The 12,368-nt window shown below is 63.6% G+C and carries 13 protein-coding genes; 11 read left to right on the forward strand and 2 right to left on the reverse strand.

Features of this window, described 5'->3' with window-relative positions:
- Positions 1 to 20 precede the first annotated feature (20 nt).
- The 10 genes from GL284_RS02745 to GL284_RS02790 all read left to right on the forward strand — a co-directional run bounded on the left by GL284_RS02745 (position 21) and on the right by GL284_RS02790 (position 9,828).
- Positions 21 to 1,346: a replication-associated recombination protein A gene (locus GL284_RS02745; protein ID WP_155043116.1), complete on the forward strand. Its 1,326-nt coding sequence runs from the start codon at positions 21 to 23 to the stop codon at positions 1,344 to 1,346.
- Positions 1,343 to 1,714, forward strand: coding sequence for a fluoride efflux transporter CrcB (gene crcB, locus GL284_RS02750; RefSeq protein ID WP_155043117.1), 372 nt, complete (start codon positions 1,343 to 1,345; stop codon positions 1,712 to 1,714). Before GL284_RS02745 ends, crcB begins: the two co-directional genes overlap by 4 nt.
- Positions 1,711 to 2,757: an RluA family pseudouridine synthase gene (locus tag GL284_RS02755; RefSeq protein ID WP_155043118.1), complete on the forward strand. Its 1,047-nt coding sequence runs from the start codon at positions 1,711 to 1,713 to the stop codon at positions 2,755 to 2,757. Before crcB ends, GL284_RS02755 begins: the two co-directional genes overlap by 4 nt.
- Positions 2,754 to 3,428, forward strand: coding sequence for an HAD-IA family hydrolase (locus tag GL284_RS02760; RefSeq protein WP_155043119.1), 675 nt, complete (start codon positions 2,754 to 2,756; stop codon positions 3,426 to 3,428). Before GL284_RS02755 ends, GL284_RS02760 begins: the two co-directional genes overlap by 4 nt.
- Positions 3,425 to 4,138 carry an ATP12 family chaperone protein gene (locus GL284_RS02765; RefSeq protein ID WP_155043120.1) on the forward strand — a complete coding sequence of 238 codons (714 nt, stop codon included), beginning with the start codon at positions 3,425 to 3,427 and terminating at the stop codon, positions 4,136 to 4,138. Before GL284_RS02760 ends, GL284_RS02765 begins: the two co-directional genes overlap by 4 nt.
- Positions 4,139 to 4,295: 157 nt before the next feature.
- Positions 4,296 to 5,321, forward strand: a complete 1,026-nt coding sequence (locus tag GL284_RS02770; protein WP_155043121.1) for an amino acid ABC transporter substrate-binding protein — start codon at positions 4,296 to 4,298, stop codon at positions 5,319 to 5,321.
- A gap of 105 nt (positions 5,322 to 5,426) precedes the next feature.
- Entirely contained in the window at positions 5,427 to 6,683 is a 1,257-nt protein-coding gene (locus GL284_RS02775; protein ID WP_155043122.1) for an amino acid ABC transporter permease, read from the forward strand.
- 1 nt (position 6,684) lies between these two features.
- Positions 6,685 to 8,136: an ABC transporter permease subunit gene (locus GL284_RS02780; protein WP_155043123.1), complete on the forward strand. Its 1,452-nt coding sequence runs from the start codon at positions 6,685 to 6,687 to the stop codon at positions 8,134 to 8,136.
- 10 nt (positions 8,137 to 8,146) lie between these two features.
- Positions 8,147 to 8,908, forward strand: a complete 762-nt coding sequence (locus GL284_RS02785; RefSeq protein WP_155043124.1) for an amino acid ABC transporter ATP-binding protein — start codon at positions 8,147 to 8,149, stop codon at positions 8,906 to 8,908.
- A gap of 65 nt (positions 8,909 to 8,973) precedes the next feature.
- Positions 8,974 to 9,828, forward strand: coding sequence for a calcium-binding protein (locus GL284_RS02790; RefSeq protein ID WP_155043125.1), 855 nt, complete (start codon positions 8,974 to 8,976; stop codon positions 9,826 to 9,828).
- Between the two features lie 66 nt (positions 9,829 to 9,894).
- Here the strand turns inward: GL284_RS02790 and GL284_RS02795 are convergent, their stop codons facing one another.
- The gene (locus GL284_RS02795) at positions 9,895 to 10,755 is read right to left on the reverse strand and encodes a D-amino-acid transaminase (protein WP_155043126.1); all 861 of its coding nucleotides are present in this window, start codon (positions 10,753 to 10,755) and stop codon (positions 9,895 to 9,897) included.
- Between the two features lie 162 nt (positions 10,756 to 10,917).
- On the opposite strand from GL284_RS02795, the gene GL284_RS02800 reads away from it, so the two are divergent.
- The gene (locus GL284_RS02800; protein WP_155043127.1) at positions 10,918 to 11,874 is read left to right on the forward strand and encodes an L-malyl-CoA/beta-methylmalyl-CoA lyase; all 957 of its coding nucleotides are present in this window, start codon (positions 10,918 to 10,920) and stop codon (positions 11,872 to 11,874) included.
- A gap of 207 nt (positions 11,875 to 12,081) precedes the next feature.
- On the opposite strand, the gene GL284_RS02805 is transcribed toward GL284_RS02800, so the two are convergent.
- Entirely contained in the window at positions 12,082 to 12,312 is a 231-nt protein-coding gene (locus GL284_RS02805; RefSeq protein ID WP_155043128.1) for a hypothetical protein, read from the reverse strand.
- Positions 12,313 to 12,368 lie beyond the last annotated feature (56 nt).

Consider the following 12,368-nt stretch of genomic DNA (forward strand, 5'->3'; position numbering starts at 1 on the left):
CGGCGTAACATACCGCCCGCATGGCTGATCTTTTCGATACCGCGCCCGCTGACGGCGCCCCCGCGCGCGAGGCCGCGCGCCCGCTGGCCGACCGCATTCGGCCCGCACGGCTGGCCGATGTCGTCGGGCAGGAAAACGTCCTTGGCCCCGACGGGCCGCTGGGCGCGATGCTGGCTGCGCACAGCCTGTCGTCGCTGATCCTGTGGGGGCCGCCCGGCGTCGGCAAGACCACCATCGCCCGGCTGCTGGCGCAGGAAACCGATCTGGCCTTCGTGCAGATCTCGGCGATCTTTTCCGGCGTGCCGGAACTGCGCAAGGTGTTCGATGCCGCGCGCCTGCGCCGCCAGCAGGGCCGGGGCACGCTTCTGTTCGTCGATGAGATCCACCGCTTCAACAAGGCGCAGCAGGACAGCTTTCTGCCGCATATGGAGGACGGCACCATCGTCCTTGTCGGCGCCACCACCGAAAACCCCAGCTTCGAGCTGAATGCCGCCCTGATGTCGCGTGCGCAGGTCATCGTGCTGAAGCGGCTGGATCTGTCCGATCTGGAACGTCTGGCGCAGCGGGCCGAACAGGAAACCGGCCGCGCCCTGCCACTGACGCCTCAGGCGCGCGACCGGTTGCTGGAAATGGCCGATGGCGATGGCCGCGCCTGTCTGAACCTGATCGAGCAGGTGCTGGCATGGAAGGTCTCGGGCAAGCTGGAGACCGACCAGTTGTCGCAGCGGCTGATGCGGCGGGCGGCGAAATACGACAAGTCGGGCGACGAACATTACAACCTGATCTCGGCGCTGCACAAATCGGTGCGCGGCAGCGATCCGGATGCGGCGCTGTATTGGTTCGCCCGGATGCTGGAAGGCGGAGAGGACCCGCGCTATCTGGCCCGCCGCCTGACCCGCATGGCCGTCGAGGATATCGGGCTGGCCGATCCCGCAGCCCAGCGGCATTGCCTTGACGCATGGGCGCTTTACGAACGGCTGGGCAGCCCCGAGGGCGAACTGGCGCTGGCGCAAGCGGTGATCTATCTGGCGCTCGCGCCGAAATCGAATGCGGGCTATGTCGCCTATAAAGGCGCGCGGGCCTTGGCCAAGCAATCGGGCAGCCAGATGCCGCCCGCGCATATCCTGAACGCGCCGACCGCGATGATGAAGGATCAGGGCTATGGCGCGGGCTACAATTACGATCACGATGCCGAGGACGGCTTTTCAGGCCAGAACTATTTCCCCGACGGCATGAAGCGCCCGGTGCTGTATCTGCCGGTCGAGCGCGGCTTTGAACGCGATCTGAAAAAGCGCGTCGAATGGTTTTCCAGCCTGCGCGCCAAGCGCCGTGAGGGCAAGGCATGAACAGTCTTGTGCAAGTCGCCATCGGCGGGGCCGTCGGATCCTGCCTGCGCTATGGCGTCAATGTCATGGCGTCCCGGATGGTCACGGGTTTTCCTTTGGGAACTTTGGCGGTAAACATCGCCGGTTGTTTCGCCATGGGGCTGCTGGCATCCCTGCTGGCGCTGCGCGGCGGGCAGCATCTGGCGCCGCTGCTGCTGACCGGGCTTCTGGGCGGCTTCACCACCTTTTCGGCCTTTTCGCTGGACACGCTGACCCTGTGGGAACGTGGCGCGGGCGGGCTTGCCGTGGCCTATGTGCTGGCCTCGGTTCTGTTTTCACTTGCGGCGGTCTTCGCCGGTTTGGCCTTGGGCCGGGGGATCTTCGCATGAGCGGCGTTCAGACAATTCAAATCGGCGTCGATGATGGCGATCAGCGCATCGACCGCTGGCTGAAGAAGCGGTTTCCGCAACTGACGCAGGGCGCGGTGGAAAAGATGTGCCGCACCGGGCAATTGCGCGTCGATGGCGGGCGGGTGAAGGCCAATACCCGGCTTGAGGCGGGGCAGGAAATCCGCATCCCGCCCCTGCCGCAGGGCGAGGCGCCAGCCCCGAAACCGCGCAGCCGCGTGACGCAATCGGATGCCGAGATGATCCAGAACTGCGTCTTGTGGCGCGACGAACATATCATTGCGCTGAACAAGCCGCCGGGCCTGCCGTCGCAGGGCGGCAGCGGGCAGGGCGACCGGCATGTGGACGGGCTGACCGAGGCGCTGATGTTCGGCTATAAGGACAAGCCCAAGCTGGTGCATCGTCTGGACAAGGACACTTCGGGCGTGCTGCTGCTGGCGCGCACCGACCGGATCGCCCGCGCGCTGTCCGAGGCGTTCCGCCACCGTCTGACCCGCAAGATCTATTGGGCCGCCGTTGCGGGTGTGCCGCATCCGCGCATGGGCTCGATCAAATACGGTCTGGTCAAGGCACCGGGACGCGGCCGCATGGGCGAGGGCGAAAAGATGGTCGCCGTACTGCCCAAGGATGTCGCCACGACCGAAGGCGCCAAGCGCGCGCATACCGATTACGCCGTGCTGTCGGGTCTGGGCGGGCGCGTGTCCTGGGTGGCGATGGTTCCGGTCACCGGCCGCACGCATCAGCTGCGCGCGCATATGTCCGAAATGGGGCATCCCATCGTCGGGGACGGGAAATATGGCGGCTCGGGTCAGGAAAACCTTGGCGATGGCTGGGGCGCACAACTGGGCGGAGAGATCAGCAAGAAGCTGCATCTGCACGCCCGGATGATCCGCTTTGAACATCCGATCACCAAGAAGCTGATCACCGTGACCGCGCCCTTGCCCGATCATATGGGCCGGACGTGGCAGACGCTGGGCTGGCATGAAAACGACGTGCCGGAAGACCCGTTCGAGGATGCGGAATGAAGCTGGTCCTGTTCGACATCGACGGCACGCTGGTCAACAGCCAGCATGAGATCGTCGAGGCGATGAATCTGGGCCTGCGCGATGCCGGGCTGCCGGAAATGTCGCCACAGGAAATCCTGTCGATCGTCGGGCTGTCGCTGCCCGTCGCGGTCGCGACCTTGCTGCCCCATGCGGATCCGGTGCTGCACGACCGGGTGGTGCAGGGCTATCGCGATGCCTTCGTGACCTCACGCGCGGCGGGGCAGGTGCCGCCGCTTTATCCCGGCGCGCTGGACTGTCTGGATGCGCTGGCGGCGCAAAAGGACGTGGTGCTGGGCATCGCGACCGGCAAGCCGATGCGCGGCCTGCTGGCCATCTTGCAGGCGCATGGCCTGTCGGATCGGTTCGTGACGCGGCAATCGGCGGACGGCCATCCCTCGAAGCCGCATCCGGCGATGTTGCAGACGGCACTTGCCGAAACCGGAATCCCCGCTGCGCGGGCGGTGATGATCGGCGATACGACCTTTGATATCGACATGGCGCGGGCCGCGGGCATGACGGGCTTTGGCGTCGATTGGGGATACCACCCGACGCCAGCGCTGCACGGCGCGGGCGCGGCGCTGGTGGCGATGGATTATCCGGCCCTGACCGGCGCGTTGCTGGACTGGATCATGACGGAGCAGATGGCATGAGCGAATGGAAAGCCCGCCGTTTCTGGAAGGCGGCCACCCCGCGCGAGGTCGCGGGCGGCTATGAGGTGGCGCTGGACGACCGCCCCTTGCGCACGCCGGGCAAGCAGCCGCTGCTGCTGCCGACCGAAGCTTTGGCTGCGGCGATTGCCGGGGAATGGCAGGCGCAGGCCGATGTCATCGACCCCAACACCATGCCGCTGACCCGCGCGGCGAATTCCGCCATCGAAAAGGTCACGCCGCAGTTTCAGGACGTGGCGCTGATGCTGGCCGAATATGGCGCGACCGATCTGCTGTCCTATCGCGCCGAAGCCCCCGAGACGCTGGCGCAACGACAGGCCGAGGGCTGGGATCCGCTGATCGACTGGGCCGCGACCCGGTTGCAGGCGCCGCTGCGGATCACCCATGGCGTCATTCCCGTGCCTCAGGACGACTCGGCCTTGCTGAATTTGCGGGCAGAGGTTCTGGGTCTTGATCCTTTCGGTCTGACCGCGCTGCATGATCTGGTGACGCTTCCCGGCTCACTGGTGATCGGATTGGCGGTGATTCACGGGCGGCTGGATGCCGAAACCGCCCATGCCCTGGCACGAATTGACGAAGAATATCAGGCGGAAAGCTGGGGCCGTGACGAAGATGCCGATGAGGCTGCCGCAGGTCGCCTGATCGCCCTGCAAAATGCCGAGCGGTTCTGGAAACTCAGCCGGGTCGCATAAGCCCTTCTGCTTACGCCTTGACGCGTGACCTCTCATCGGCACAATGCCGCTTATGGGGCAGCCGAACTGTTCCCGTGGCTCAGCCGGGCAGGCCCTATGGTCCCCGGCTTCGGACGGCCCGCTGTCTCGGGTCGGAAGATCAACAGAGAGGATTCCCATGAAGAAATCTGCACTCTTCGGCTCGGTCACCGCGTTCGCCCTTGCGGCAACGGGTGCAATGGCCGCTGAAGGCGACACGCTGAAAGAGGTCAAAGCCCGCGGCGTGCTGAACTGCGGTGTGAATACCGGCCTGATCGGCTTTGCGGCGCCTGATGCGAATGGCAACTGGACCGGCTTCGACGTGGCCTTTTGCAAGGCGGTCGCGGCTGCCGTGCTGGGCGACGCGACCAAGGTCAAATATGTGCCGACCACCGGCCAGACGCGGTTCACCGCGCTGTCCTCGGGCGAAGTGGACCTTCTGGCCCGCAACTCGACTTGGACGTTCCAGCGCGACACCGACCTGAAGCTTGATTTCGTCGGTGTGAACTATTTCGACGGTCAGGGCTTCATGGTCCGCAAGGATCTGGGCGTTTCGTCGGCCAAGGAACTGGACGGCGCGACGATCTGCATCCAGACCGGCACCACGACCGAGCTGAACCTGGCCGATTACTTCAAGGCCAACAACATGACCTATCAGCCGGTCAACATCGACAGCAACGCCGAGGGCGAGCAGCAGTATATGGCGGGCGCTTGCGACGCATATACCACCGACGCCTCGGGTCTGGCCGCGACGCGCGCCAGCTTCGCCGATCCGGAAAACCACATCATCCTGCCCGAGATCATCTCGAAAGAGCCGCTTGGGCCGGCCGTGCGCCATGGCGACAACAACTGGGGCGACATCACGCGCTGGACGCTTTACGCGCTGATCGCGGCCGAAGAATACGGCGTCACCTCGGCCAATATCGAGGAACTGTCGAAATCCTCGACCAATCCGGAAGTGCAGCGTCTGCTGGGCACGACCGACAATCTGGGCGGGATGATCGGTCTTGACGCCGCATGGGCCAAGAACGCCATCAAGGCAGGTGGCAACTATGGCGAGATCTTCGCCGCCACCATCGGCGAGCAGACCCCGATCGGTCTGGCGCGTGGCCTGAACGCGCAATGGACCCAAGGCGGTCTGATGTATGCGATGCCCTTCCGCTAAGGGGTAATGTGACGGGCGGGGCTTGGTGGCCCCGCCCGTCTGACTATTTGCCGGAGCCAATCAAGCGGGCAACAGACCTGCGATCCGGACAACAGGGGGTAATCTATGGTAGAATTTTCAACAGGCGCGGCCAAACAGCCCTTCCGCCTGTCCATGTTGATTTATGACAAGCGATACCGGTCTCTGACGATTCAGGCGGTGGTGTTCATCCTTGTCATGCTTGCCGCAAGCTGGCTGATCGACAACACGCTGCGCAACCTTGCCATCATGGGCAAGACGTTCAGCTTTGAATTCCTGTGGCGGCGCGCGGGCTATGACATTCCGCAGCAGCTGATCCCCTATAATTCCGACGACACGCATCTGCGCGCGACCATCGTGGGCCTGCTGAACACGCTGCAGGTCGCGGTGCTGGGCTGTATCGCGGCAACGGTCGTGGGTGTCGTGGTGGGCGTGCTGCGCCTGTCCTCGAACTGGCTGATCGCGCGGCTGATGACCGTCTATGTCGAGATCTTCCGCAATATCCCCCTGCTGCTGTGGATCCTTGTGATCCTTGCGATCTTTACCGAGGTCATGCCGCCGCCGAACGCCTATCGCGGCGACAATCCGGCCGCGTCCATGCTGATGTTCGACATGATCGCGCCGACGAACCGCTATACCGCGATCCCGACGCTTGGCATGACCAACCCCCCCGGCACCATCGCGTTGGGTCGCGAAGGGCTGAGCTGGGCCTTCATCGCCTATGCCGTGGTCATCGCGGCGGCGATCTTTGCGCATCGCATGCTGCGCCGCTGGGCCAAGGGGGTGCAGGAACGCACCGGCCAGCGCCCGACGACCTGGTGGAAATCGCTGGCTTTCTATGCCGTCCCCGTGCTGGTGCTGACATGGTGGTTCGGGCTGCATCTGATCCCGCCGGTCCTGCGCGGCTTCAACTTCACGCAAGGCATCAATCTGGACAACGCCTTTGTCGTGCTGTGGCTGGCGCTGTCGCTTTATACCGGGGCGTTCATTGCCGAAATCGTGCGCGCGGGCATCCTTGCCGTCAGCCGCGGCCAGTCCGAGGCCGCTTTCGCGCTGGGTCTGCGTCCGCGCCGCACCATGTCGCTGGTCGTGCTACCGCAGGCGCTGCGGGTCATCATTCCGCCGCTGATCTCGCAATATCTGAACCTGACCAAGAACAGTTCGCTGGCGATTGCCGTGGGCTACATGGATCTGCGCGGCACGCTGGGCGGCACGACGCTGAACCAGACCGGGCGCGAGATGGAATGCATGGTGCTGATGATGGGGATCTATCTGGTGCTGAGCCTGCTGATCTCGGGCGGGATGAACGTCTTCAATTCCCGCGTCAAGCTGAGGGAGCGCTGAGATGAGCGAGACCCACGCACAAACCGTCGCCTATGTCCGCGACACGATGGTGCCGCAGCAACCCCCGCCGCTGGGCGAAAAGGGTGCGGTGAAATGGCTGCGCGAGAACCTGTTCTCGGGGCCGCTGAACATCGCGCTGACCCTGCTGGGGCTGGGCATCCTGTATCTGGTGTTTCACACCGTCTGGCCGTTTCTGGCGCATTCGGTCTGGAACGCCAACAGCATCGCGGAATGCCGCCAGATCGTCACGGCCAGCTATGGCCCGGATGCCAGCGGGGCCTGTTTCGCGCTGATCAAGCACCGCTGGAATCAGTTCATCTTTGGCTTCTACCCGTCCGATCTGTACTGGCGTCCCATTCTGGCCTTCGGCGCGCTGTTCATGGCGCTGGCCCCGCTGCTGTTTTCCGACAGCCGCAAGGCGCGCTGGATCGTCATGGCGGTCGCCACCTTCCTGACTTTCGTGTTCTCGCAGATGCTGGGCGCGGATCTGGGGGTGCTGCTGGCCATCGCGGTCCTGATGCTGGCATGGGCCCTGCTGATCGAGTTGCGCCCCGAGCGCGCCATCATCGCCACGCTGATCTATCCGTTCCTTGCGGTCTGGCTGCTTTGGGGCGGATCGCTGTGGTCGCCGGTCGTGGCGATGGCGGGCTTCGTGATCGGGTTTCTGGTCTGGAAAGCCCTGTCGCGTTACGGGATGCTGGCCTTTGCCGCCGGTGTCGTCGCGGCGGCGATCTGGTGGCTGGTTCTGGACAAGCATGTTGCTGCCGCCCTGGCGCAGGTCATGCCCTTGCGGCTGCGGCCGGTGTCATCGGATCAGTTCGGCGGCTTCGTGCTGTCCATCACCATCGGTGTGTCGGGCATTGCCATGTCGCTGCCTCTGGGCGTCGTTCTGGCACTGGCGCGCCGGTCCGATCTGCCGCTGGTCAAGACCCTTGCGGTCATGTTCATCGAATTCATCCGGGGCGTGCCGCTGATCACGCTGCTGTTCGTGGCCTCGCTGCTGCTGAACTATTTCCTGCCGCCGGGCACGAATTTCGACATCATCCTGCGGGTCATCATCATGGTGACGCTGTTCAGCGCCGCCTATATGGCCGAGGTGATCCGTGGGGGGCTGGCAGCCTTGCCCAAAGGTCAGTATGAGGCCGCGGACGCGCTGGGGCTGGATTACTGGAAGGCGCAGCGGCTGATCGTGCTGCCGCAGGCGCTGAAGATCAGTATTCCCGGCATCGTCTCGACCTTCATCGGCATGCTCAAGGACACCACGCTGGTCGTGTTCGTGGGCCTGTTCGATCCGCTGAAGGCCATGGCCGACACCATCCGCGCGAGCTTTGAATGGAAAGGCGCCTATTGGGAGCCCTATATCTTCGTCGGCTCGATCTTCTTCCTGCTCTGCTTCGGCATGTCGCGTTACTCCATGTATCTGGAACGCCGGCTGAAGCGTGACCATCGCTAAGGAACATCCCATGGCACAAGCACAAGTCCAACTGGGCGAAACCGCCATCGAGATCAGCAAGCTGAACAAATGGTATGGCACGTTCCACGTCCTGCGCGACATCGACCTGAACGTGTCGCGCGGGGAACGCATCGTCATCGCCGGTCCTTCGGGGTCCGGGAAATCGACGCTGATCCGCTGCATCAACCGCCTTGAGGAACATCAGGCCGGGCGCATCGTCGTCGATGGCACCGAATTGACCAACGATCTGAAGAACATCGACAAGGTGCGCTCGGAAGTCGGCATGGTGTTTCAGCACTTCAACCTGTTCCCGCATCTGACGATTCTGGAAAACTGCACGCTGGCGCCGATCTGGGTGCGCAAGATCCCCAAGAAACAGGCCGAGGAAACGGCCATGCATTTCCTGACCAAGGTCAAGATCCCGGATCAGGCGCATAAATATCCCGGCCAGTTGTCGGGCGGCCAGCAGCAGCGCGTGGCGATCGCGCGGTCGCTGTGCATGCGTCCGCGCATCATGCTGTTTGACGAACCGACCTCGGCGCTTGATCCCGAAATGATCAAGGAGGTTCTGGATACGATGATCGAACTGGCCGAGGACGGCATGACCATGCTGTGCGTCACCCATGAGATGGGCTTTGCGCAGGCCGTGGCGCACCGCGTGATCTTCATGGACCAAGGCCAGATCGTCGAACAGAACACGCCGACCGAGTTCTTCAACAACCCGAAATCCGAACGCACCAAGCTGTTCCTCAGCCAGATTCTGGGTCACTAGGTTTCACAGGTTGCCGGGGCCGCTGGCCCCGGTCTATTCTGCGCGAAAATTCCTTGGAGGCGCGGATGAACCAAACCATTTTCCTGCTGCTGGGGGTGCTGGGCATTGCCGGTATCGGCTCGCTCGTATCCGGCAATGATGACGCGCATCCGCCCGAAGGCGATGGCGACGATCCGCGTCTGAACCCCGATACCGTGATCGAAGGCGATGACGAGGACAACGTGCTGAACGGCACGGCTGGCGATGACGGCATTCTGGCCAAGGGCGGCGACGATCTGATCAACCCCGGCGCGGGTGACGATCTGGTCGGTGCGGGCTTTGGCGACGACACCGTGACCGCCGCCGCGGGCGACGGCGACGATGAGATCTATCTGGGCGCGGGCGACGATCTTTACGGCGGGCTGGATCTGGGCGCCGACGAAGGCAATGACACGATCTTTGGCGGCAGCGGCGAAGACACCATCATCACCAATCTGGGCAACCATCACATCGAAGCCGGCGACGGCGACGACCGGATCGAGGATCACGGCGGCACCGTCTATATCGACGGCGGCGATGATGATGACCTGATCCTGTCGCCGGATGCCTCGACCCCCGATGCGCAGGACACGCTGATGGGCGGCAGCGGCGATGACACCATCCATGCCGGGGCCTATGACCTTGTGGATGCGGGCGACGGCGCGGATCTGATCGTGCTGCGCAGCGATGCGGGCGGCCCGACCGACATTGCCTATGACGCGTCGGACCGGCTGAACATCACGCTGGCCGATGGCTATGATGGCCCCGAGGAGGTCGATCTGGTGCAGGATCAGGGCGACGTTCATGTCGTGCTGAACGGTCAGGTCATGGCCATCCTGCGCGATACCGAGGTTGCGGGTGTCGGCTCGATCAATGTGATCCGCGAGGCCATGGGCCGCTGATCCGGCCAACAGGGCATGAAAAAGGGCGCGCCGCAGATGTGGCGCGCCCTTTGCACGTCCTTAGGCTTACAGGGCCGATTTCATCGATTCCTGAATATACAGCTCGCGCAGGCGGGTCGCGACCGGACCGACCTTGCCATCGGCCAGCGTCACGCCGTCGATTTCCACGACCGGCAGCACAAAGGCCGAGGCCGAGGTGAAGAACGCCTCATCCGCGGCCTGCGCTTCTTCGATGGTAAAGGGGCGTTCGACGATCTGCATCTGCGCCTCGGCGGCATAGCGCAGCAGCGAGGCGCGGGTGATGCCGTGCAGAATGTCGGTGGACAGCTGGCGGGTGATGATCGTGCCGTCCTTGACGATATAGACGTTGTTCGACGTGCCCTCGGTCACGAAGCCGTCCTCGACCAGCCAGGCATCGTCGACGCCGCGCGCCTTGGCCTCCATCTTGGCCATCGAGGGGTAAAGCAGTTGCACCGTCTTGATGTCGCGGCGCGACCAGCGCAGGTCCGGCACAGAGATGACGCGGATGCCGGTCTTGGCCACGGGATTGTCGGCAAGGCCGGGCTTGGCCTGCGTGAACAGCACCACGGTCTGCGGCGTGTCTTCGGGCGGATAGACGAAATCGCGGTCGCCGGCATTGCCGCGCGTGACCTGCAGATAGATGACGCCTTCGTCGATCTTGTTCAGCTCGACCAGCTTGCGGTGGATCGCCAGCCATTCATCGTCGGACAGCGGATTGCCGATGCCCAGTTCCTTCAAAGACCGGGCAAGGCGCGCAAGATGGCCTTTGAATTCCAGGATCTTGCCGTCCAGAACGCTGGTGACCTCATAGACGCCATCGGCCATGATGAACCCCCGGTCGAAGATCGAGACCTTGGCGTCGGCCTCGGCCAGATAATCGCCATTCAGATAGACGGTGCGGGTCATCCTGTTTTCCTTGTGTCATTGGGTGGCGGTTCGGTCCTGCGCCTAAAGCGACGAAGGGTCAAGCTGCGGATGTTGCGGTGCAAAAAGCCTTGCTGCGCCTGCGGCAACTATCTAACAGTTTTTGCAATCCAGATGAAACATCATTGCCGAAAGGTTCTGCGCATGTCCTTCCGTCTGCAACCGCCTGCCCCCGCCCGCCTGAACCGCTGCCAGCTTTTCGGCCCCGGCTCGCGCCCGGCGATCTTCGAGAAGATGGCGGGGTCGGCGGCGGATGTCATCAATCTGGATCTTGAGGATTCGGTGTCGCCCGATGACAAGCCGCAGGCGCGGCAGAACATCATTCAGGCGATCGGCGATATCGACTGGGGCAACAAGACGCTGTCGGTCAGGATCAACGGGCTGGACACGCCCTTCTGGTATCGCGATGTGATCGACCTGCTGGAGCAGGCGGGCGAGCGGCTGGACCAGATCATGATCCCAAAGGTCGGCAATGCCGCCGATGTCTATGCCGTCGACGCGCTGGTGACGGCGGTCGAGGCCGCCAAGGGCCGCAAGAAGCGCATCAGCCTTGAGGTCATCATCGAAAGCGCCGCCGGCATCGCCCATGTCGAGGAAATCGCCGCCTCAAGCCCGCGTCTGCAGGCGATGTCGCTGGGCGCTGCGGATTTCGCCGCCAGCATGGGCATGGCCACGACCGGCATCGGCGGCACGCAGGAAGATTACTACATGCTGCATCAGGGCGCGCGGCACTGGTCCGATCCATGGCACTGGGCACAGGCCGCCATCGTCGCCGCCTGCCGCACCCATGGCGTTCTGCCCGTCGATGGCCCGTTCGGCGATTTCAGCGATGACGAAGGCTTCCGCGCGCAGGCCCGCCGCTCGGCCACGCTGGGCATGGTCGGAAAATGGGCCATTCACCCCAAGCAGGTGGCGCTGTCGAACGAGGTGTTCTCGCCCAGCGAAAAGGCCGTGACCGAAGCGCGCGAGATCCTTGCCGCGATGGAGGAGGCGCAGAAATCCGGCGCCGGGGCTACTGTGTACAATGGCAGACTGGTTGACATCGCGTCCATCCGTCAGGCACAAGTGATCGTACGGCAGGCACAGCTGATCAGCGCCTAAGCCGTCATCGAATCCTGGGCGGCCATTCGGGGAGGCTTGGCCGCCATGACAGGGGAGGAGCAGCAGGCCCTGCGGCGAAGCGGGGCCTGTTGTTTTTTGTGTCGCGAAAAATGTGCCGCGACAGCCATCCCGTATCGTGTTGAAAAACTGTTACAATCCGCTGCGGCAGATTGTCGCGCCAATGCCGATGCGCCGTTTTGGGACGGCTCAGGCCACTTTGGAACGGCTGGCGCGCGGGGCCTTTTGCATCTGCCGCCGGTCCGGCGAACGGTTTTCCCGCGCCAGAACCGGGATGGGTGATTCGGCAATCGCCGGGATCACCATGGCGTTGGCAGGGTCGATCAGCGTGATTTGGGCCTGCAATGAGGCGGAAATCATCGTTTCGGCGGCCGAGGCCAGATTTTTTTCCCTTGGCCGGGTCGGGCTATATTCAGTCATGTCTTCCATCATCATGAGCCCCTTCGCTCAAGCCAGAAGCAGCTAGTTTGAAACCG

The organism is Paracoccus shanxieyensis (genome assembly GCF_009711265.1).
Taxonomy (GTDB): Bacteria; Pseudomonadota; Alphaproteobacteria; order Rhodobacterales; family Rhodobacteraceae; genus Paracoccus; species Paracoccus shanxieyensis.

Coding starts and splice junctions, on each gene's coding strand:
- GL284_RS02775 (WP_155043122.1), top strand. CDS start 5,427: ATGGTAGAATTTTCAACAGGCGCGGCCAAACAGCCCTTCCGCCTGTCC.
- GL284_RS02800 (WP_155043127.1), top strand. CDS start 10,918: ATGTCCTTCCGTCTGCAACCGCCTGCCCCCGCCCGCCTGAACCGCTGC.
- GL284_RS02770 (WP_155043121.1), top strand. CDS start 4,296: ATGAAGAAATCTGCACTCTTCGGCTCGGTCACCGCGTTCGCCCTTGCG.
- GL284_RS02780 (WP_155043123.1), top strand. CDS start 6,685: ATGAGCGAGACCCACGCACAAACCGTCGCCTATGTCCGCGACACGATG.
- GL284_RS02755 (WP_155043118.1), top strand. CDS start 1,711: ATGAGCGGCGTTCAGACAATTCAAATCGGCGTCGATGATGGCGATCAG.
- GL284_RS02745 (WP_155043116.1), top strand. CDS start 21: ATGGCTGATCTTTTCGATACCGCGCCCGCTGACGGCGCCCCCGCGCGC.
- GL284_RS02785 (WP_155043124.1), top strand. CDS start 8,147: ATGGCACAAGCACAAGTCCAACTGGGCGAAACCGCCATCGAGATCAGC.
- GL284_RS02805 (WP_155043128.1), bottom strand. CDS start 12,312: ATGACTGAATATAGCCCGACCCGGCCAAGGGAAAAAAATCTGGCCTCG.
- crcB (WP_155043117.1), top strand. CDS start 1,343: ATGAACAGTCTTGTGCAAGTCGCCATCGGCGGGGCCGTCGGATCCTGC.
- GL284_RS02795 (WP_155043126.1), bottom strand. CDS start 10,755: ATGACCCGCACCGTCTATCTGAATGGCGATTATCTGGCCGAGGCCGAC.
- GL284_RS02790 (WP_155043125.1), top strand. CDS start 8,974: ATGAACCAAACCATTTTCCTGCTGCTGGGGGTGCTGGGCATTGCCGGT.
- GL284_RS02760 (WP_155043119.1), top strand. CDS start 2,754: ATGAAGCTGGTCCTGTTCGACATCGACGGCACGCTGGTCAACAGCCAG.
- GL284_RS02765 (WP_155043120.1), top strand. CDS start 3,425: ATGAGCGAATGGAAAGCCCGCCGTTTCTGGAAGGCGGCCACCCCGCGC.